Source organism: Bowdeniella nasicola (genome assembly GCF_001907295.1).
GTDB lineage: Bacteria > Actinomycetota > Actinomycetes > Actinomycetales > Actinomycetaceae > Bowdeniella > Bowdeniella nasicola.
Genome location: NZ_MQVR01000049.1, coordinates 1 through 20,272, shown reverse-complemented (window position 1 = coordinate 20,272; position 20,272 = coordinate 1). Strand labels below are relative to the sequence as shown.

The 20,272-nt window shown below is 68.0% G+C and carries 16 protein-coding genes and 1 pseudogene; 13 read left to right on the top strand and 4 right to left on the bottom strand.

From position 1 onward, the window contains the following. Positions 1 to 272 precede the first annotated feature (272 nt). From BSZ39_RS08580 to BSZ39_RS08555, 6 genes are read left to right on the top strand one after another with little or no spacing between them, the layout of a single operon-like run. The gene (locus BSZ39_RS08580) at positions 273 to 3,464 is read left to right on the top strand and encodes an alpha-mannosidase (RefSeq protein ID WP_073716928.1); all 3,192 of its coding nucleotides are present in this window, start codon (positions 273 to 275) and stop codon (positions 3,462 to 3,464) included. Further along, positions 3,461 to 4,693, top strand: a complete 1,233-nt coding sequence (locus BSZ39_RS08575) for a glycoside hydrolase 5 family protein (RefSeq protein WP_073716927.1) — start codon at positions 3,461 to 3,463, stop codon at positions 4,691 to 4,693. The genes BSZ39_RS08580 and BSZ39_RS08575 overlap by 4 nt, the downstream gene beginning before the upstream one ends. 53 nt (positions 4,694 to 4,746) lie before the next feature. Beyond that, positions 4,747 to 6,030: an extracellular solute-binding protein gene (locus BSZ39_RS08570; RefSeq protein ID WP_073716926.1), complete on the top strand. Its 1,284-nt coding sequence runs from the start codon at positions 4,747 to 4,749 to the stop codon at positions 6,028 to 6,030. A gap of 15 nt (positions 6,031 to 6,045) precedes the next feature. Further along, entirely contained in the window at positions 6,046 to 7,068 is a 1,023-nt protein-coding gene (locus BSZ39_RS08565; protein ID WP_083603121.1) for a carbohydrate ABC transporter permease, read from the top strand. Beyond that, entirely contained in the window at positions 7,065 to 7,976 is a 912-nt protein-coding gene (locus BSZ39_RS08560) for a carbohydrate ABC transporter permease (RefSeq protein ID WP_073716925.1), read from the top strand. The genes BSZ39_RS08565 and BSZ39_RS08560 overlap by 4 nt, the downstream gene beginning before the upstream one ends. Positions 7,977 to 8,029: 53 nt before the next feature. Further along, a complete protein-coding gene (locus tag BSZ39_RS08555; protein WP_073716924.1) occupies positions 8,030 to 9,313 on the top strand; it encodes an ABC transporter substrate-binding protein in 1,284 nt (427 codons plus the stop codon). Between the two features lie 60 nt (positions 9,314 to 9,373). Here the strand turns inward: BSZ39_RS08555 and BSZ39_RS14830 are convergent, their stop codons facing one another. Beyond that, the gene (locus BSZ39_RS14830) at positions 9,374 to 9,928 is read right to left on the bottom strand and encodes a methylated-DNA--[protein]-cysteine S-methyltransferase (RefSeq protein ID WP_073716923.1); all 555 of its coding nucleotides are present in this window, start codon (positions 9,926 to 9,928) and stop codon (positions 9,374 to 9,376) included. Between the two features lie 100 nt (positions 9,929 to 10,028). On the opposite strand from BSZ39_RS14830, the gene BSZ39_RS08545 reads away from it, so the two are divergent. Beyond that, positions 10,029 to 10,835, top strand: a complete 807-nt coding sequence (locus BSZ39_RS08545) for a glycosyltransferase family 2 protein (protein ID WP_073716922.1) — start codon at positions 10,029 to 10,031, stop codon at positions 10,833 to 10,835. On the opposite strand, the gene BSZ39_RS08540 is transcribed toward BSZ39_RS08545, so the two are convergent. From BSZ39_RS08540 to BSZ39_RS08530, 3 genes are all read right to left on the bottom strand, one after another. After that, positions 10,804 to 13,158, bottom strand: a complete 2,355-nt coding sequence (locus BSZ39_RS08540) for a hypothetical protein (RefSeq protein ID WP_143180450.1) — start codon at positions 13,156 to 13,158, stop codon at positions 10,804 to 10,806. The two genes, BSZ39_RS08545 and BSZ39_RS08540, sit on opposite strands and share 32 nt — an antisense overlap. 75 nt (positions 13,159 to 13,233) lie before the next feature. Further along, complete coding sequence (locus BSZ39_RS13550) at positions 13,234 to 13,962, bottom strand: hypothetical protein (RefSeq protein ID WP_073716920.1); 729 nt, start codon at positions 13,960 to 13,962, stop codon at positions 13,234 to 13,236. A 149-nt stretch (positions 13,963 to 14,111) separates the two neighbouring features. Continuing rightward, positions 14,112 to 15,296, bottom strand: a complete 1,185-nt coding sequence (locus tag BSZ39_RS08530) for a diacylglycerol/lipid kinase family protein (protein ID WP_073716919.1) — start codon at positions 15,294 to 15,296, stop codon at positions 14,112 to 14,114. 57 nt (positions 15,297 to 15,353) lie between these two features. Between BSZ39_RS08530 and serS the strand changes: the two genes are divergently transcribed. From serS to BSZ39_RS08505, 6 genes and pseudogenes are all read left to right on the top strand, one after another. After that, entirely contained in the window at positions 15,354 to 16,628 is a 1,275-nt protein-coding gene (gene serS / locus BSZ39_RS08525; RefSeq protein WP_073716918.1) for a serine--tRNA ligase, read from the top strand. A gap of 16 nt (positions 16,629 to 16,644) precedes the next feature. Continuing rightward, positions 16,645 to 17,514: an HAD family hydrolase gene (locus BSZ39_RS08520; RefSeq protein WP_083603118.1), complete on the top strand. Its 870-nt coding sequence runs from the start codon at positions 16,645 to 16,647 to the stop codon at positions 17,512 to 17,514. A gap of 5 nt (positions 17,515 to 17,519) precedes the next feature. Beyond that, positions 17,520 to 18,527, top strand: a complete 1,008-nt coding sequence (locus BSZ39_RS08515) for a LacI family DNA-binding transcriptional regulator (RefSeq protein WP_073716917.1) — start codon at positions 17,520 to 17,522, stop codon at positions 18,525 to 18,527. Between the two features lie 718 nt (positions 18,528 to 19,245). Next, positions 19,246 to 19,347, top strand: a pseudogene (locus tag BSZ39_RS14620) (VanZ family protein); the annotation flags it as partial. Positions 19,348 to 19,419: 72 nt separating this feature from the next. Continuing rightward, complete coding sequence (locus tag BSZ39_RS08510; RefSeq protein ID WP_245792471.1) at positions 19,420 to 19,857, top strand: hypothetical protein; 438 nt, start codon at positions 19,420 to 19,422, stop codon at positions 19,855 to 19,857. Positions 19,858 to 19,952: 95 nt separating this feature from the next. Beyond that, entirely contained in the window at positions 19,953 to 20,186 is a 234-nt protein-coding gene (locus tag BSZ39_RS08505; protein ID WP_143180449.1) for a hypothetical protein, read from the top strand. The last annotated feature ends 86 nt before the right edge of the window (positions 20,187 to 20,272 follow it).

Here is a 20,272-nt window from a genome sequence, read left to right as displayed (position 1 = left end):
CACGACCATGACCGATACCGACACGCCCGCACTAGCAAGCTAAAACCCCAAACGAGAGGAAAACGCCGTTACACCACTACAAGGGACTTGACCTGCCATGGCAATCTCCACTTCGAGTGATGGACGGTCTCAACGCGAGGATGAGGGGCATCGTACCCCTATAGTCGCACACTTTACTGAACCGCTTTACATGGTTCTCTTAACCGTGTTAGTTTATATTGCGTTAGTGCCCCTCAAAAGCATTGCTGCTTGAGAACGTCAAAGGAGTCGGCATGCACGATCATCGCCCGATCCTCGATCGCCGTGTAGAACGCACCCTGCGCGAACGCATCCTTCCCGCCGACCACCGCGTGATTGCGTCCCTTGCCGTTTCGGCCTATCAGGTCCCCGACGGGGACGACGACGCCGACCTTGCTGCAAGCACTCCTCCGGCCGCCGACCTCACCGCCCCCACCGGCTCCGCCACGACGAGCGAGGAAGGCATCGCCGGCCGCGGCGAACCGATCAGCCGCGAGGCGGGCCTTGCCGCCCCCTACGAGCCGTTTGCGGTCGGCGACGCGTGGGGCCCGACGTGGGGGACGACGTGGTTCCACCTCACGTGCGACATCCCGGAGGCGGAGCGCGGCGAGCAGCTCGAGCTCGTCGTCGACCTCGGCTGGGCCGACCACTCGCCGGGCTTCCAGGCCGAAGCGCTCGTCATGACCGCCGACGGCACCGTCATCAAGGCGATCAACCCGCGCAACCAGTGGATCCCCGTGCCCGCGGGCGCCGAACGCGTCGATATCTACCTCGAGGCCTCCGCGAACCCGCTGCTGCTCGGCCTACCGCCGTTCATCCCGACGGCCGACGGCGAGAAGGCAACGTCGCAGACCGACCCGATCTTCCGCCTCGTGCGCGCCGACCTCGTCGCGGTCAACGCCGACGCCCGGGCCCTCGCCTACGACCTGCAGGTCGCGCATGGCATCGCCCGCACCCTGCCCGCCGACGACGCTCGCGGCTGGCAGTTGCTGCTCGCCTGCCAGGACGCGCTCGATGCCCTCGACCTCGCGCTCATCGCCGAGACTGCCGGCGCCGCCCGCGCCGCCCTCGCCCCCGCGCTGTCGCTGCCGGCCCGCCCGGAGGCCGCCCGCATTACCGCCGTCGGCCACGCCCACATCGACTCGGCCTGGCTGTGGCCCATCCGCGAGACCCGCCGCAAGGTCGTGCGCACACTCGCGAACGTCCTACGCCTCATCGACGACGGCTCCGAGATGGTGTTCGCCCTGCCCGCCGCGCAGCATCTCGCGTGGCTGAAGGCCGACGCCCCCGACGTCTTCGACCGCGTGCGCGACGCGATCGCCGCGGGGTCCATCGTTCCCGTCGGTGGCATGTGGATCGAGCCCGACGCGGTCCTGCCCGGCAGCGAGGCGATGGCCCGTCAGTTCGTCGAAGGCCAGCGTTTCTTCCGCGACGAATTCGACTACACGTGTCCCGAGATGTGGCTGCCGGACTCCTTCGGCTACTCTGGCGCGCTCCCGCAGCTCGCCCGCCTCGCCGGCGCCCGCTGGTTCCTCACGCAAAAGATTTCCTGGAACCAAATCAACACGTTCCCGCACCACACGCTCAGCTGGGAAGGCATCGACGGCACCCGCATCTTCACGCATTTCCCGCCGGTTGACACCTATGGTGCGGAGATCACCGGCGAGCAGGTCGCGCACGCCGCGAAGAACTTCCGCGACAAGGGTCGCAGCGACGTCCAGCTCATGCCCTACGGCTACGGCGACGGCGGCGGCGGCCCGACGCGCGACATGCTCGAGCGGATCGACCGGTTCGCCGACGTGTCAGGGGCGTCGCAGCTCGTGCACGAATCGCCTGCCGCGTTCTTCGCGCGCGCCGAGGCCGACTACGCCGAGCCGCCCGTGTGGGTCGGCGAGCTCTACCTCGAGCTGCACCGCGGCACGTTCACGTCGCAGGCCAACACGAAGCTCGGCAACCGCCGCGCCGAACACCTGCTGCGCGAGGCCGAACTGTGGTGCGCGCACGCCGCGCTTGCCGGCGAGGACTTCGACTACCCGTATGACGAGCTGGACGAGATCTGGCGCGAGGTCCTGCTCTACCAGTTCCACGACATCCTGCCCGGCACGTCGATCGCGTGGGTGCACCGCGAGGTCACCGAGCGCCACGCCGTCCTCGCCGAGCGCATCAGTGCGCTGCGCGATGCGGCGATCGCCGCGCTCGTCGGCGACGGCGACACTCCGCTCGTGCTGAACGCGGGCCCGCTGGCGCGCACCGGCGCCGACGGCACGAGCGTTCCGGCGCTCGCGGCCGCCCCGGCCGCCCCGGCCGCACCCGCACCCGCGCCCGCGGCTGCCGAGGCTACGGAGGCGACCCCGCAGACCGATGCCGCCGCGGTGCTGGATAACGGCATCGTGCGCGCGACGTTCGATGCGACCGGCGCGATCACCTCCCTTACCCACCTTGCTTCCGGCCGCGAGGTTGTCCCGCCCGGCGAGCAGTTCGCGACGCTCATGCTGCACGAGGACTTCCCGAACATGTGGGACGCGTGGGACGTCGACCCGTTCTACCGCGCCTCCGGCCGCCGCCTTCAGGGCGCGAGCATCGCGTCGGTCACCGACATCGAGGTCCGCGTCGAGCTGTCCTTCGGTGACTCGCACGCCACGCTCACCTTCCGCCTCGACCCGCACGCCGACGACCTGCGCCTCACGCTCGACATCGACTGGGCGGAGTCGGAAAAGTTTTTGAAGCTCTGCCTGCCGGTCGATATCCACGCGCACGACGCCGCGTTCGAAACGCAATTCGGCCACATCCGGCGCGCGATCCACGAAAACACGTCGTGGGACGCCGCCCGCTTTGAGGTCTCGACGCACCGCTGGGTGCACGTCGGCGAACCGGACTTCGGCATCGCCGTCGCGAACAGCGCGTCCTATGGCCTCGACATCACGCGCCACGCCCGCACCGGCGGCGGCACGTACACCCTCATCCGCCCCTCGATCCTGCGCGCGCCGCGCTTCCCGGACCCGCAAACCGACCGCGGCCACCACACGCGCACGTTCGCGATCCGCCCCGGCGCCACGCTCGCCGACGCGATCGCCACCGGCTATGACCTCAACCTGCCGCTCACGCACGTCACCGGCGCCCGCGTCCCCGACGCGCTGCTCGACGTCGACGGCGCGCTCGTCGAGTCCGTCAAGCTCGCCTACGACCGCTCCGGCGACCTCATCGTCCGCCTCTACGAGCCGCTCGGCGCCCGCACCACCGCGCGCGTCGCGCTGCCCTGGCCGGCCACGGTCACGGCGACGAACCTGCTCGAAGATGCGAGTGCCGCCGACGCGTCTGCCGCCGCAGCCGACGACCCGGTCCTGCCGCCCGTCGCGCTCGAGGCGAGCGGTGCGGGCACGGTCGCGACGCTCCAGCTGCGCCCGTTCCAGGTCGCGACGCTGCGCATCCGAAAGGACCAGAAGTGAACGAGCACGACGCGACTGCCTCCCCGGTCGCCCTCGGTGTGAACTACACGCCGCGCAAGGACTGGTTCCACTCGTGGGTGCACCCCGACTGGGCCTCCGTCGCCGACGATTTCGCCGCCATCTCCGCGCTCGGCTGCGACCACATCCGCATCTTCCCACTGTGGCCGCTGTTGCAGCCCAACCGCGCCCTCATCGACGACGCGGCCATCGCGAACGTCGTGCGCATGTGCGAGGTCGCCGCCGACGCGAACCTCAACGTCAGCGTCGACTGCCTGCAGGGCCACCTGTCCTCCTATGACTTCCTCCCGTCGTGGGTGACGAGTTGGCACCGCCGCAACCTGTTCACCGACCCGGACGTCATCGACGGCCAGCGCGCCCTCGTCACGCGCCTCGCGACCGCCCTGCGCGAACTGCCGAACACGACGGGCGTCACGCTCGGCAACGAATTCATCCAGTTCGCCGCCCCGCGCCACCCCTTCCAGCACGAGTGCACGCCCGCCCAGGCCCGCGACTGGACCGCCACGCTGCTCGATGCCGCCGCCACCGCCTGGTCCGACGGCGCCCACCACCACAGCTTCGACGACGATCTGTGGTTCGTCGACGATCACCCCTTCACCCCGGAACTCGCGACGACGCTCGGCGCGCAGACGACCGTCCACTCGTGGATCTTCATGCAGGTCGGTCCGCGCTTCGGCCGTCTGCACCCGGCGCTGCCCGCCTTCGCGCGCTACCTGTGCGAGCTCGCCGCCGCCTGGTCACCCGACCCGCTCCGCCCGATCTGGCTGCAAGAGGTCGGCGCCCCGCACACGTGGATCGATGACGTCGACGCCCCCGCCTTCGTCACCGACACGATCCGCGCCGTCGCGGACCTGCCGCAACTGAGCGCAATCACGTGGTGGTGTTCGCACGACGTGTCCCGCGAGCTTGCCGACTTCCCGGCGCTCGAACACCGCCTCGGCCTCATCGACGAGGACGGGACCATCAAACCGACGGGCGAGGCGTTCGCCGCCGCCGCGCGTGAGCTGCCGACCTGGCGCGCGGCCACCTCCGTCGCCGACTATCTCGCCCGCCCCGCGATCGACGTGCCGCTCGCCCCCGACGGGACGAACCGTTCGCTTGCGAGCCCCACGTCCGAGACCTTCACCGAGTGGCTCGCCGCCTGGCGCTCGCCGCAGCCCGCACGCCTGCGCCGCTGCCCAGCGCCGGAAGGAGGCCATGCCCCCTCCTGACGCGCACCCCATGTCATAAAAAAGTTAACCGCTTTGATCAAAGGAGAACTCTCATGCGGAAACTCTTTGCGGCGTCCGCCGCAGCAATCGCCCTCCTGCTGTCCGCCTGCACCGGCGGCGGCGCAGGCGGCGGCTCCAAGCAGACCCCGGTCGCCACTGACGGCAAGATCACCGGCGAAATCACGTTCCAGACGTGGAGCCTGAAGAACGACAAATTCACGCCGTACTTCGAAAAACTCGTCGCCGATTTCGAAAAGGAACACGAAGGCGTCAAGATCAACTGGATCGACCAGCCAGGCGATGGCTACGAGGAAAAGATCCTCCAGCAGGCCAACTCGAACGAGCTGCCCGACGTCGTGAACCTGCCCGAGACCTTCGCCTACCAGCTCGCCAAGCTCGGCAAGCTGACCGACCTGAAGTCCGCGGCGCCGGATTCGCTCAAGGACTACGTCGAGGGCGGCCTCGGCGCCTACTCCTTCGACAAGGAAGGCATCGCCGGCACCTTCGGCTACCCGTGGTACCTCGGCACCGACCTCAACTGGTGGAACATGAAGGTCATGGAGGCCGCCGGCTACACGAAGGACAACCTCCCGAAGTCCACCGACGAGTGGTTCGAAGCCGCGAAGAAGGTCGCCGAGTCGACCGGTGGCGCCACCCCGCTGATCTCCTCGATGCCCGACCTGTCGGCGATCGAGAATGCGGGCGTCGAGATCTGGGACGGTAAGAAATTCACGTTCAACACCGATAAGGCCGCCGAGCTCATCGACAAGTACAAGGAGCTCTACGCCGCGGGCGCGATGCCGGCCGAGGCGCTGAACAACGACTATGCCGGTAACGCCAACATGTTCACCCAGAACAAGGTCGGCTACACGACCGCCACCCCGTCGTTCGTCTCCCAGGTCACCAACGACGCGCCGAACCTCGTCGGCGATCTGCACGCGACCAAGCGCTTTGTCACCCCGCCGCTGTTCGTCCAGGGCATCTCGGTGTCGAAGGATTCGAAGAACCCGGCGACGGCGCTCGCCTTCGCGCAGTACGTCACGAACAACGCCAACCAGGTCGAGTTCGTGAAACTCGCCCAGGGCTTCATGCCCGGCACGAAGGAAGCGAACGCCAACCCCGAGTCCTTCACCGGCGCGATCGACGATAAGACGATGGCCAACGCCGTTGACCTCGCCGCCGCCCAGATGGGCGAGGCGCGTGGCACCACCGCGATCCAGTTCAGCGACGACATGAAGCAGTACCTCGGCCAGCAGATCGCGCTCGCGATCAAGGGCGATATCTCCTCCAAGGATGCGCTCGATAAGGCCGTCGACTACTGCAACAAGGCCCTGTAGCCAGCTGAGGCAATCATGAGGGCACACAAGTGGTTCACCCCCTATTTGCTGGTCGCCCCGGCAGTGGTCTGGGTGTTGGTTTTCGCCTTATGGCCGTTCCTTAATACGGTCGTCCTGGCGTTCACCGACGCCCGGCCACTGCGGCCGGCAAACCCGGTGGGATTCCAGAACTTTATCGACCTGTTCAGCGACGATCGCTTCATCTACGCGCTCGTGACCTGCCTCGTCTACGTCGTCGTCTGCGTTCCGCTGCTCACCCTGCTCCCGCTCCTCGTCGCGCTCGTCGTCGAGAAGAAGGTGCCGGGCATCGGATTCTTCCGGACGACGTACTACTTCCCGGTCATCGCCTCCGTCGTGGTGGTCGGCATCATCTGGTCGTGGCTGTTTGATTCGCGGGGCGTGATCAACGAAGCGATCCAGATGCTGGGGCTGACAGACCGGCCCGTCAACTTCCTCGTCGACCGCTGGCTGCTCATCTTCACCGCGATCTCGCTCACGGTGTGGAAGGGCATCGGCTACTACATGGTCATCTACCTCGCGGCCCTCGGCAACGTGTCCAAGGAGCTGCACGAGGCGGCGGCCGTCGACGGCGCGAATGCGTGGCGCCGGTTCTGGTCCATCACCGTGCCGGGCGTGCGCGGCGCGATGTTCCTCATCGCGGCGCTCATCTCGGTGTCGGCGATGCGTATCTTTACCGAAATCTACGTGCTATCCAACGGCTCGGGCGGACCTGGCGGGCAGTCGATGTCGATCGTCATGCTCGTCCAGCAGGTCGGCTCCGGTATCAACGGCCGCCTCGGTTATGCGTCGGCGATCTCCGTTGTGCTGTTCTTCCTCACGCTCGGCCCGCTCGCCGTCGTCGGCTACCTCAACCAGGAGCGCGACCCGGCCGCGAAGAAGCATAAGGAACGGACCAAGGCCGCCAAACGCGCCGCCAAGGCGAAAAAGCGCGGCGGCGACGGCGATATGGGTGACGCCGAACTGGCGGTGACCGCCCAAAACGCGATGCTCGCCGAGAAGGGGGGCGGCGCTCGATGAGTGCGACAACCACCACCAAGCGTACGGAGATGCGCCAGGATCGTCCGTGGCGTACCAAGGGCGGCGGCCAGGTCGACAAGCCGACCTTGGCCGGGTTCTTTGGCCGCTACGGGCTGCTGATCCTGCTCCTGATCTTCGCGGTCTTCCCGTTCGTCTGGCAGCTGTCGACGTCGTTGAAAAGCCCGACGGAAGACATCTACTCCTTCCCGCCGCGGCTGATCCCCGAGGAGCCGACGCTCGCGAACTATGAGGCCGTGCTCAACACGATCCCCGTGCTGCGCTACGCATACCACTCGCTCGTCGTCGGCATCGCTACCGTCATCACAAACACGATCTTCGCGACGCTCGCGGGCTATGCGCTCGGCACGATGAACTTCCGGTTCAAAAAGACGATCTTCGCGCTGTTCCTGTCAACGCTGCTGCTGCCCGGCGAAGTCACGCTGACCAGCCAGTACCTGACGGTGAAGTCGCTCGGCGCGGCGAACACGCTCGTCGGCGTGTTCCTGCCCGGCGCGATCGGCGCGATCAACGTCCTGCTCATGGCGACGGCCTGCCGCGCGATCCCGCGCGACGTGCTCGACGCCGCGACGATGGACGGCGCCTCGACCCTGCAACGCATCCGGCACATCGTGTGGCCGAACGTGCGCGGCATGGTCTCCGTCGTCGGCCTCTTCGCCTTCATCGGCGCGTGGGACGACTTCCTGTGGCCCCTCGTCGTGCTATCCGATCCGGAAAAATACACGCTGACCGTCGGCATGCAGTATTTGCAGTCCTCGGCGCTCGGTGCCTCCAACCCGCGCATCGTCGCGGCCGGTACCGTGATCGCGCTCGTCCCGATCATCCTGCTGTTCGCCACCATGCAAAAGCACTTCTTCAAAGGCGTGGAAGAAGGCGGCGTTAAGGGCTAATTGGCACCGCAATACCTCACCCCATTCACAGCTCAACCAAGGAGAACTACCCCATGCGAAAAACTCTGACCGCGCTAGCCGCGAGCTGCCTGCTCGCCGTCGCCGGCTGCACCGGCGGCGGCGCCGGCGGCGGCACCGAGCAGAACCCGGTCGCCACCGACGGCAAGATCACCGGCGAGATCACGTTCCAGACGTGGAGCCTGAAGAACGACAAATTCACGCCGTACTTCGAAAAGGTCATCGCCGACTTCGAAAAGCAGCACGAAGGCGTCAAGATCAACTGGATCGACCAGCCGGGCGACGGCTACGAGGCGAAGATCTTGCAGCAGGCCGACTCCGGCGAGCTGCCCGACGTCGTCAACCTACCCGACGATTTCGCCTACCAGCTCGCCAAGCTCGACAAGCTCGTCGACCTGAAGGCCTCGGCGCCCGACACGCTCGGCGCCTACGTCGATGGCGGCCTCGGCTCCTACACGTTCGATAAAGAGGGCGCGCCCGGCACGTACGCCTACCCGTGGTACCTCGGCACCGACCTCAACTGGTGGAACATGCAGGTGATGGAAAAGGCCGGCTACACCAAGGAGACGCTGCCGAAGTCGGAAGACGAGTGGTTCGAAGCCGCGAAGAAGGTCAAGGAGGTCAACGGCACGGCCGCTCCGCTCATCTCCTCGATGCCCGACGTCACGACGCTCGCGAAGAACGGCGTCGAGATCTACCAGGACGGCAAGTTCGTCTTCAACACTGACAAGGCCGCCGAGGTCGTTAACCGCTACGCGAAGGCATATGCCGACGGGCTCGTCCCGCCGGAGTCGCTGAACGACGACTACCAGTCCAACTCGCTCATGTTCCCGAGCGGCAAGACCGCGCACACGACCGCGACGACGTCGTTCGTCACGCAGATCGAAAACGATGCGCCGACGCTGCTGCCGCTTCTCGCGGCGACGCCGAAGTGGGATACGCCGCCGCTGTTCGTCCAGGGCGTGTCCGTCGCGAAGCAGTCGAAGAACATGGCGACGGCGCTCGCGTTCGCTGAGTTCGTGACGAACAACGCGAACCAGGTCGAGTTCGTGAAGCTCGCGCAGGGCTTCATGCCCGGCACGAAGGAAGCGAACGAGAACCCGGAGTCGTTCACGGCCGATATCAAGAACCCCGCGCTCGTGGAGTCCGTCAAGATGGCCGCCGACCAGATGGATCGCGCCGAGGACCTCATCGCTGTGCAGTACACGAACGACATGAAGCAGTATGTCGGTCAGCAGATCGCGCTGGCGATGAAGGGCGAGATTTCCGCGAAGGACGCCCTCGATAAGGCAGTCGAGTACTGCAACAAGGCGCTCTAGCTCGTCTTTGCGTCGAAAACCCGCCGGCCACGCGTGAAGTGGTCGGCGGGTTTTTGTCGGCTATAAGAGGCGCGCCGCGGCCCCGTCGACCCCGTCTTCGAGATCGAGCAGAAACTGTTTGCGCCACATTCCGCCCGCATAGCCCGTCAGCGAGCCGTCGGCCCCGATGACGCGGTGGCAGGGCACGATGATCGAGATCGGGTTCGCGCCGACGGCCTGCCCGATCGACTGCGCCGCGCCGGGCGAACCCGCGAGGGCCGCGAGCTGGGCGTAGGTGCGTCGGGCGCCATAGGGGATGTGCTGCAGTAGCTCCCAAATGCGGGTGCGGAACGGGGTGCCGCGCAGGTACAACGGCACATCGAAGGCCTCGCGGGAGCCGTCGAAATAGCGCGCAAGCTGCTCGGCGACCTCGGACAGGAATGGGTCCGTCGCGACGTCGACCTGTTCGCCGAAAACCTCGTCGGCAGGCCGGCGCACCTGGTCGGGAAAGTAGAGGCCGGAGAGGCGGTAGTCGCGCGCGACGAGCGTGATCTCGCCGAGCGGGGATTCGATGCGGGTATGGCGGTCGCCGATGTGGGCGACGGACGGGGAAGACGGGGTCGGCGTCGTAGCCATGGCGTTCTCCTTCGGTGGGCCGAGCGCGCGATGATCGTTGACATCATCATCCCACGGTGCGGATCATGCGTCATCGGCCACACCCCGGTAGGCTAGATGCGTGAGTCCTGATCCCACGCGTCGCGTCGCTGTGGTGATTCCTGCGAAGAACGAAGCGGCGAGTATTGCGACGACGATCCGCGCTGCGCGGGCGATCCAACGCGTCGACCTCGTCATCGTCGTTGATGACGGGTCCGAGGACGGCACCCAACACGTCGCCCGCAATGCGGGCGCGGCCGTCGTGCGCCATGCCGTGAACCGCGGCAAGGCGTCGGCCATGGAGACGGGCGCCGCCGTCGTCGCGATGCGTGATATCGACAATCGGCCACCGCGGCACCTGCTCTTCCTCGACGCGGATCTCGGCGAGAGCGCCGTCGAATGTACGAACCTCGTGACGCCGGTGCTCGAGGACGTCGCCCAGCTGACGATCGCGGCGTTGCCGCCGCAGCAGGGCGCCGCCGGGCGCGGCATCGTCGTCGGGGCCGCACGCAAGGCGATCGAGAAGTTTACGGGCTGGCAGCCGACGCAGCCGCTGTCCGGCCAGCGCTGCATTACCCGGGAAGCGTATGAGGTGGCGACGCCGCTCTCGCGCGGGTGGGGCGTGGAGACCGGGATGACGATCGACGTGCTGCGCGCCGGGATGACGGTCATGGAGGTGCCGTGCGATCTCACGCATCGCGCGACCAGCAATGACATCGCCGGGCAGTTGCATCGCGCGGCGCAGTACCGGGATGTCATGCTCGCGGTGACGCAGCGGCGGATTCGTTCGCGCACGATTCCGAGCGAGATTATCGCCCAGGCGGCCGCGCTGCAGCGGCCCGGGGAGCCGTACCGGCTTAACCTTCGGGGTGCGTCGCTGCCGAACTAGGCACGCGTTCTGCCTGCCACGTGTGGGCGATCATGATGAAGGTCGGCACGGCGAGGCCGAGGCCAATCGCGGGAATGACGACGCCGGAGTCGTTGACAGCAAAGGCGATCAGGAGCGTGACCGCAATCCCGAGGGCCGCTGGGCGCAGGTAGGTGAGGCGCGCCGCCGGGGCATCCGGCCCTGCCAACAGCCAACCGTAGGGCGCCTCGGCGGCAGGAAGGTTGGGCGCGTTGCGGCGTCGGGTGCGGGCCCCGAGGAGGAAGGCCGTGAGGATGAGCAGGGCCGCAGCGAGCAGGATCGTGAAGTAGGAGTTCGTCAGGATGTGCAGGTTGGCGCTCGCCTTGCGACCCACCACCTGGATCAGCTCACCGTCGAAGACGGATTGCATGAACCGCCCGAGGTGGCTGCGCTGGGCCGGCGGCCGGAGGTAATCGAGATAGGAGATCGCGAACGCGGCGGCGACCGTCGCGGCAAGGATGGCCAGGATGCGCCGCAGGGAGAGGGCAACGCCGAGCGCAACGAGCGTGGCGATCGCGAAGCCGGGGATGAGGGCCGGCGGGCCGCCGAAATCGGCGCCGATGGAGGGGGTGCCGTCGATGACGACGGTCACGAGTCCGATGGCTACGAAGGCGGCCGCGGCACGCTGGCGCCGGCGGGACTCGGTGGGGGCGGTGAAGCGAGCGAGGACGGCCGCGAGGCTCGCCGCGACGATGAATGAGGTGACGGCGAGCAGCACGAACGAGGTGTTGTTCATGCCGTAGAACCGGCCGCCGACGGTCGCAAACGATCCCATGATGGCGGTGCGTTGCAGGGGTGCGCCCGCCAGGGCGTCGAGGATGAGCGTGAGCCACAGGGTGGTAGCGAGCAGGGCAGGGGCGGCGACGGCGCGGATCAGGACGCCCCGACCTCCGGCCAGGCCGCGTGCGGCGCGTGACGTGACAGCGAGCGCGAGCGCCGACAGTCCGATCGCGAACGCGAGGGCGCCGAGAAGCCCGAGGACGGGGGCGAGGGCGGCACCGGCGCGCCACCAGGGCAGCAGGTCGACGAGGTAGACGCCGAGCGGCATCGCGAGCGCGGTTCCGGCCCACAGCGCGAGGAAGCGGTGGCGGCGGGGCGCGAGCTGGCTGACGCGCGGGGCGCGCAGCGCGCGGGCGCTGACGGCGAACAGCGCGAGGACGAGGATGATGTAGCCCGGGTAGAACCACGGCACGGCGGCGCGCGAGCGGTCGAGGTGGACGTCGTAGTCCACCTGGCCGGCGAGGAAATCGGCGAGCGGGATGAGCTCGGCGGCCGCGTCCTTGATGGGGGAGCCGACGGCGGTGGCGGGCGTCGGCACGCCGAGCCAGGAGGCGATGCTAGGTAGCAGATCGGTGCTCTGGGCGATGCCCGGCTGGCGCGTCGAGGTCGAGGAGATGAGGTGGACGTCCGCCTCGCTCGCGGGGCTCACGGCGCCATCGGGGGTGATGCGTGCGGTGACAAAAACGTGCAGGTAGGGGCGCGTGTGGCGATCATGCAGGCCCGCAGCGACGATCCGCACGGGGGTGCCGGAGGTCGTGGCGTAGCTGCGGGCGGCGGCGAGCGCCGCGCCGAGGTTCGCGTCGAGCGCGGTGGTGATGTCGTTATCGGAGGTGGCAGGGCTCGCGTCCGCGCCGTGGCCGAGGCGCGTGATGTCGTCGATCTTTGAGGCGGCGTCGATCGCAATGACGCGCGTGCCCGCCGTGAGCAGGTCCGGCAGCGCTGCGGAGATCGTCTCGGGCGTGAGGGGATCAGGGTCGGCGAGTGTGGGATCGGCGAGCAGGCCGTCGGTTTGCGTGAGCGCCAGGACGGCGCCGGGGCCGAGCGCCGAGGTGGAGATCTCGCGGCTGGCCAGGAGCGAGCCGAGCGTTCCCGGGATGGCACCGTAGTCCTGATCGGTGGCGGTTTGCACGTAGGTCGCCCAGTCGGCGGCGCGGGCCGGGCTATGACGCGTGGCGATTCCCGCGCAGGCGGTGCCGCGCGGCTCGGCCGTCGCGCGGCGGCCTGCCGAGACGGTCAACCAGCCATCGGCGGGACACGTGAGGGTGGCAACCGAACGCACGACGAGGGACCCGGCCGCGGCCGAGGGCTCGGAAAGGAGCGAGAGCAGGTGCGGTGTCGCCGCCGCATTGACCTCGCGCCAGCGCATCGCGCCGAGGCCCACGACGATGACCGGTTCATCACTCGTGCTTGCGGGCGCCGCGTGACTTGGCAGCGGAGCAACAACGAGCGCGAGGAGTGCCACAAGGCTAGCCGCCACGAACCTGGCGGCGCGTCGGAGTCCCCCCAGGGCATGCGCGTTCGACATATCGTGCCTATTATGCGCCATCGCGCGCGCACTCCGATAGTTTCGGGCAGATGCGCGTGCCGGTCAGCGTCGGTGCTACGCGGAGAGGGCGTCGGCAAGAAGATCGAGCAGCGGGCCGCGGGTTTCGGGCGCATCAAGCGCGGGATGCGTGCCGTCGGGCCAGTATCGCGGTGACGCTTTTCCGTCGTCCTCGGTCCAATAGAGGCAGCCCTCCCAGCTCAGCGGGGCGTCGTCGCGCAGGACGCGTGCGCGGCGGGCGCGGTCGGAGCCGGTGGGGGTTTCGAGGGGAGGGTGCTCGAGGATGCGCACGGTGGTGCCGTCGAATGGGACGTGCACGGAGATGAGGTCGTGGGGGCCTGCGATGACGACGGGGGCGTCGGTCTGGAAGGTGGGTGGCTCGGTGAGGCGAGCGAGTTCTTGTGCGAGCGCCGCGGCATAGGCGTCAAGTTCGCCGCGGGCGGGGGATGCGTGGGCGGCGCCGGAGGGGGAGGCGGCAGCGGCGGGGGAGAGACGATAGGTGCTGGTGAGCGGGGCGGCCCAGGGCTCGTTGTCGAGTTCGGTCGAGAGCTCCCAGTTACCCTCAGGCAGGACGCGCCATCCCGCGGCGGGCGGACGAATCCCGTCGTAGCGCAGCCAGCCCTGGGTGCAGGCAAGTCCGCCGTGCCAGAACGTGGGGACTATGGTGTGGCTATCGTCGAGCGTGGTCATCAGCATCGCTGCAGGCAACGCAAATCCGGGGCGCGGGCCGCGTTCTGGCAGGTCGCGGGCGGCGAGGGGCCAGGGCGTGAGGTGAGCGCGAGTCATGGTTGTCGTCTCCGTCTGTGAATTTAGGAAAAATAGCATTGGCTGCTCCGGGTGTCAACATGGTGCGATGCAATCGCACGTGGGGGACTGAAGGTGCGTGGGGTGTGCCCTCGTCGAATTCGAGGGGCATCCAAGGACGCGGAATGTTGTTAGCTGTGCACGAGCAGGGCGCCGCGTTCGACGCGGGTTTCGATGTGGCGGGAGATACCGACGAGGTCACCGTCGACCTGGACGGCCTCGGGTTCGGCGGTGCTCACGCGCACCGATTTGCCGCGCCGGAAGGTGATGGAACCGGGCAGCGGCCCGGGCTGATCGCGGCGAATGCCGAGGCCCTGCAGGAGGATCTTGCCGCCGACGGCCGCCCACCCGAGCAGACCGACCGTCGTATCGATGGTGGCGATATCGAGCCAGCCGTCATCCAGCTGGGCGTCGGGCAGCAGGACGACACCGCCGGGAAGGCGCCCACAGTTAGCGAACATGATCGTGCGCGCGCGCTGGTGTTCGGGGGTTTCGGCGCCACCGATCCACATGCGCGCATCGATGCGTCGTCCAGTCATGTGCTTGATGGCGGCGACGGAGTAGGCGAACCAGCCGATGCGTGCCTTCAGGTCATCGTCGGCGCCCGCGACCATCGCGGCGTCAAAGCCCAGACCCGCGATGACGAGGAAGAGATATTCGTGATCGGGTTTGGGTGCGGGCACCGCCCCTTCGTCGGTGAGGAGGTTCGCGAACCGCTTGGCGGTGGCGGCCTCGAGGGCTTCCTCGTCGCGCAGCGGTTCGGCCTTGAGCCAGCCGACGTCCATGGCGCGCGTGGGGCCGGTGAACGCCGCGGTGATTTGATCGGAGGCGGAGCCGAGGGGGATATCGAGGTTGCGGGCCAGCAGGTTGCCGGTGCCCATGGGAACGAGGCCGAGCGGGACGCCCGTTCCGGCGAGCCCGCGTGCCACTTGCCTCACGGTGCCATCGCCGCCGGCGGCGACGACGACGGAGGCTCCCTTGGCGACGGCCTCGCGCGCCTGGGAATGGCCCTGGTGGTCCTCCGAGGTTTCAAAAAACAGCGGCTCGGGCAGGTTGCACTGGCGAGCGATCTGCGTGCAGCGCTCCTTGAAAGCGTCGAGGTCATTGAGCTTCACGGGATTGACGATGATCGCCGGGGGACCCGTCGGGGGCGGTTCGGCGGCTGCAGCCGAATCCGCCTGGGCAGCCGCGTTGGCACCGTCTGTGCCGGAACGGGAGATGCTGGCCGATGCTCGGTAGGCCACGACCGCGACGACGAGCGCACCGGCCGCGAGCAGACAGGCAAGGAGCGCGACAATCAATGACCAGGTGTCCATAGTGCGAGTGTAGGCCGGGGCCTGGGCACCCGCCCGATATCCGATAGGCTTGGGGCCATGATCGATTTGCGAGCTTTGCGTGATAATCCCGAGGTCGCACGCGCATCCCAGCGGGCGCGTGGCGCCGATGAGTCTCTGGTCGATGCGATCCTGGCCGCGGACGAGAAGCGCCGCGCTAGCTTGCAGGCCCACGAAGACAAGCGTGCCGAACAAAAAGCGCTGTCCAAGGCGATTGGGCAGGCGGCTCCCGAGGACCGGCAGGCCGCGCTCGATAACGCGCGCGCCATGGCCGAGGAAGTCAAGCGCCTAGCCGCCGAGGCCGAAGCCACCGAGGCCGAGCTGACGCGCCTGGTCTACCAGATCGACAACATCATCGAGGACGGCGCCCCGGCCGGCGGCGAAGAGGACTTCGTCGTCCTACGCACCAAAGGCCCGGCGCCACGCGATTTCGCTGCCGAGGGTTTTACCCCCAAGGACCACCTCGACGTCGGCGAAGCCATCGGCGGGATCGATACCAAGCGCGGCGTGAAGGTCGCCGGCTCGCGGTTCTACTACATGACGGGCATGGGAGCGCGTCTCGAACTTGCCATGCTCAACTGCGCGATGGACCTCGCCGTTGCACACGGTTTCACCCCGATGATGACGCCGACGCTCGTGACGCCCGAGATCATGGGCGGCACCGGGTTCCTGGGCGAACACTCCGCCGAGGTCTATCACCTGCCCGCCGACGAGCTGTACCTCACCGGCACGTCCGAGGTGGCGCTCGCGGGCTACCACAAGAACGAAATCCTCGACCTGTCGGACGGCCCGATCCGCTATGCCGGCTGGTCGACGTGCTACCGACGCGAGGCCGGTTCCTACGGCAAGGACACGCGCGGCATCATCCGCGTCCACCAGTTCAACAAGGTGGAAATGTTCTCCTACGCGCCACTTGAAGAGTCCTTCGACGAGCACAAGCGCCTGCTCGCGCTCGAAGAGGAAATGCTCGCCAAGGTCGAGCTGCCCTACCGCGTCATCGATATCGCGGCGGGCGACCTCGGTTCCTCGGCCGCGCGCAAGTTCGACTGCGAGGCCTGGCTGCCGAGCCAGCAGCGCTGGATGGAAGTGACCTCGACGTCGAACTGCACGACGTTCCAGGCGCGCCGCCTGCAGATCCGTGAACGGCGTGGCAACGGGATTGTGCCGGCGGCGACGCTCAACGGCACGCTCGCAACGACCCGCTGGCTCGTCGCGATCCTCGAAAACCAGCAGCAGGCCGACGGCTCCGTCGTCGTGCCGCAGGGTCTGCGACCCTACCTGGGCGGCCTCGAGGTAATCGAGCCCATCAGTTAGTTCGGAAGCCCGGCATATGACGTCGTCTCTCACCGACCGACCGCAGCTCGCGGTCCCGACGACGCTCGCCCCCTCCGGCGAGCTCCTCGTGGCGCTCGACATCGACGGCACGATCGTCAACTACGACGGTGAGATGCACCCGGTCATCCGCAAGGGGGTGCGGGCAATGATGCGGCGCGGCGCGCACGTCGTGCTCGCGACCGGACGCGGCATCGAAGGCGTCGTGCCGATCGCCGAGCAACTCGGCATGACATCAGGCTACGCGGTGTGCGCGAACGGCGCCGTCGTCATCGACCTCAACGATTCCGACCGCGGCTACGAGGTCACCGACGTCGTCACGTTCGACCCTCGCGCGGCCCTCGATGAGCTGCGCGAGCGCGTGCCCGGCGCCCTGTTTTTGGTCGACGACGGCAGCGGCCAGCACTATGCGACCGCGCCGTTCCCCTCCGGTGAGCTCGTCCGCACCCCCGAGATCGTACCGTTCGAGCAGCTGCGCGAGATGGCCGCCAGCCGCGTCACCGTGCGCGCGCCCGACCTGTCCCGCCAGGACCTCGCCGATATCGCCGCTGCGGCGGGCCTGGGCGGCGTCGGCTATTACGTTGGCTGGAGCGCGTGGCTCGATATTGCGCCGCAGGGCATCTCTAAGGCGTCCGCGCTCGAGATGCTGCGCGGCCGCCTCACGGTCGCCCCGAACGCGACGGTCGCCGTCGGCGACGGCACGAACGACCTCGAGATGCTGTCGTGGGCGCACTACTCCGTCGCGATGGGCCAGGCCCCCGACGTCGTGAAAGCGCATGCCGATGCCGTGACCGCGAGCATCGATGACGGCGGCCTCGCCTACGTACTTTCCGCGATTCTGACGCGGCCGCGGCCTTTGGAACAATAGGGGGCGTGGAGCCTTCAATTAACGACGTCGCACGAAAGGCCGGGGTATCGACCGCGACGGTCTCCCGTGCCATGCGAGGACTCAGCAACGTCAACCCGGCGACCGCCGAACGCGTCCGCCGAGCGGCCGCCGAACTCGGTTACAGTGCCTCCCCGGCCGCCGCTTCGCTCGCGACGGGCGCGACGCGCACCATCGCGATCGTCTGCTCCCAGCTCAACACGTGGTTCGTCGCGAACGTCTGCCAGGCCATCGTGCGCGCGGCGCACAACGAAGGGTTTACGACCTCCGTGCTCGCGCTCGGCGTTGGCACCCTGACCGAGGCCCGCGAAGGCACGCGTGCGCCCGTCCAGGCCGCGAAACTGCGCCGCCGCGCCGATGCGGTCATCGTCGTCGGCCTACCCCTGCTGCCCGGCGAGCAGGCGGAGCTGTCCGGCCTCTCGATCCCCGTGATCTTCGTCGGTCCCGCCGTGCCCGGCCAGGCGTCGGTCCACATCGACGAATACGATTCCGCGCGTCAGGCGACGCAGTTCCTGTTGTCCAGGGGGCATCGCACGATCGCGCACATCACCGGTCCCGCCGACGACGACACCGAATCCGGCCCGCCCCACCTGCGGCTGCGCGGCTATATCGACGCCCTCGCCGCCGCCGGGATCGCGCCCGATTACGAGCTCGTCGCGCACTGCGATTACACGCGCGATGCCGCCCGCAAGGCCACGCGCGACGTGCTGCGCACGCGCCCCGATACGACGGCGATCCTCGGCTTTTCCGATATCCAGGCCGCGGGCGCACTCGCGGGCGCCGCCGACCTCGGTCTCGCCGTCCCCGACGACGTCGCCATCATGGGGATCGACGGCTCGGAGCTCGCCGACGCCCTGGGCCTCACCACCCTCAGTCAGGACCCGACCCAGCAGGGTGAGGCGGCTGTCACGCTTGCGCTCGATCTCCTCACCGGCGCCCCCGTGCCGGATAATATTGTTTTCCCCACCTCCCTCCTAGAGCGCACGACGACGTAGCGGTCTCGATGAACTCGAACGTGAAAAAGATTTTTGTGCTGGCGGTCGCGGCCCTGCTTGCGATCGGCATGATCCTGCCGTATGCGATGGCTGCCGCTGCCGCGGCGAGTCCGGTCACGACGCGGGATCCGGCCCCGCTCGGCCAGGTCCCGAGCGCCGTGCGCGCCTCGGTTGAGCCCGGCGGCGAGGTCACCGAGCATGTCTCGGAGCTCCTCCGCTCGACACCCTCGCCGAGCGCGAGCGGGCGCCTCAAGAACGTCGATCCGGGCGCCGTCACGTTCGGGCCGCCGCTGCGCTATGCCGTCGTCTCCGGCGAGCGCTGGGGGAGCGGTGCCACGCTCGGCGAGGACGATATCGCGGACGGCGAGGAGACCTACCTCGCGCTGCTGCTCAACCGCGATAAGCCCGTCGACGTCGTCCAGATCTCCGCGACGGGATCGTTCATTGCGCTCGGCGGCCTCGATGGTCAAAGCCTCATCCAGCTCGCGACCGTCGAGCCCGGCACCGTCGTGCTGTCCGAACCCGCGCGGCACGCCTACCTGCTCGCCTCTCCGGACCTGAACGCAGCCAGGCCTGGTGCGATGCGCACGCCGTCGGTGCCAACCTCACGCCGTTCGCCTTCCTTGGCGACATCGCCCGGGAGACCGCGGGCCTCCCGCTGCGCCAGCGGCTCACGAGCTTCCCCGTCCTCTAGGTCGTCTTCAACGTCGCGCTCTTCGTGCCCTTTGGCGCCATCGCGCGCCGCTATTTCCACCGCTCCGCCGCCACCAGCATCGCCCTCGGCGCGGCGACCAGCCTCCTCGTCGAGGCTTCGCAGTACACGGGCCTGTGGGGGATCTACCCGTGCACGTTCCGCGTCGCCGATATCGACGACGTCCTGCACGCCAATATCGTGATGTTTGCGAGTGCCCTCGGTGGCCCGCCGCGCACGAGCATGGTCGTCGAGTTCGTCATCGCGAGCCTGCTCGTCTTTTGGTGGCCCGCCGCCCGCGGCTCGGGCGCCTCCATCGGCCAGATGGCCGTTTGGCTCGCCCCCATCTGGCGCCGCGATGGCGAGATCACCCTCGGGACGGCCGCTCAGCGTCTCGCCCGCGTTTCGATCGTCCCGGGCGCCTGCCTCCTGCTGCTCGACCGGGGCTCCGGCTTCGCCTTCTTCGTCCCTGGCATCGTCCTGTTCGCGGCGCTCGCGGTGCCCTTCACCCACGGCTATCTCGGCCTGTCCGCATGGGTCACGGGGCCGAGATTATCGACTCCCGAAGCCAGTTTTTTCGTAACATCGGCCACATCGAGCCGGGCGGCGATCAATTGTTGCCAAAACGTAATACCCTAGCGCCCTAAACCGCTGAAATCTTTGACTGAAAGCGCTTGCATAGAGGTGTGGCCACACTCGCAGCCCGCGGGTGAAAAAGTTAGAAGGGAACCTACATGCGTACGTTCACATCTCGTCGTGGCGCAGCCACGATGGCGGGGGCTGCTGCACTTGCCCTCACGCTCGCTGCTTGCGGCGGTGCCAACGACCTCGGCGGCGGTAGCGGCGGCGGTGGCGGCGGCGACGACAAGGGCGGCGACTGCTCCGAATTTGAAGCCTACGGCAAGCACGAGGGCAAGAAGGTCTCCATCACGTCCTCGATCCGTGAGAAGGAAGCCGACCAGAGTTGAGTCCCTCATAGTGGTGTAGCGGGGTGGTCGTGCTGGACAGCAGGGCGGTCACCGCGTGATCCTCGAGTTCATCTTCCACAACTCAC

Coding starts and splice junctions, on each gene's coding strand:
- BSZ39_RS13550 (WP_073716920.1), bottom strand. CDS start 13,962: ATGACTCGCGCTCACCTCACGCCCTGGCCCCTCGCCGCCCGCGACCTG.
- BSZ39_RS08540 (WP_143180450.1), bottom strand. CDS start 13,158: ATGTCGAACGCGCATGCCCTGGGGGGACTCCGACGCGCCGCCAGGTTC.
- BSZ39_RS08505 (WP_143180449.1), top strand. CDS start 19,953: ATGCGTACGTTCACATCTCGTCGTGGCGCAGCCACGATGGCGGGGGCT.
- BSZ39_RS08580 (WP_073716928.1), top strand. CDS start 273: ATGCACGATCATCGCCCGATCCTCGATCGCCGTGTAGAACGCACCCTG.
- BSZ39_RS08565 (WP_083603121.1), top strand. CDS start 6,046: ATGAGGGCACACAAGTGGTTCACCCCCTATTTGCTGGTCGCCCCGGCA.
- BSZ39_RS08530 (WP_073716919.1), bottom strand. CDS start 15,296: ATGGACACCTGGTCATTGATTGTCGCGCTCCTTGCCTGTCTGCTCGCG.
- BSZ39_RS14830 (WP_073716923.1), bottom strand. CDS start 9,928: ATGGCTACGACGCCGACCCCGTCTTCCCCGTCCGTCGCCCACATCGGC.
- BSZ39_RS08555 (WP_073716924.1), top strand. CDS start 8,030: ATGCGAAAAACTCTGACCGCGCTAGCCGCGAGCTGCCTGCTCGCCGTC.
- BSZ39_RS08570 (WP_073716926.1), top strand. CDS start 4,747: ATGCGGAAACTCTTTGCGGCGTCCGCCGCAGCAATCGCCCTCCTGCTG.
- BSZ39_RS08560 (WP_073716925.1), top strand. CDS start 7,065: ATGAGTGCGACAACCACCACCAAGCGTACGGAGATGCGCCAGGATCGT.
- BSZ39_RS08520 (WP_083603118.1), top strand. CDS start 16,645: ATGACGTCGTCTCTCACCGACCGACCGCAGCTCGCGGTCCCGACGACG.
- serS (WP_073716918.1), top strand. CDS start 15,354: ATGATCGATTTGCGAGCTTTGCGTGATAATCCCGAGGTCGCACGCGCA.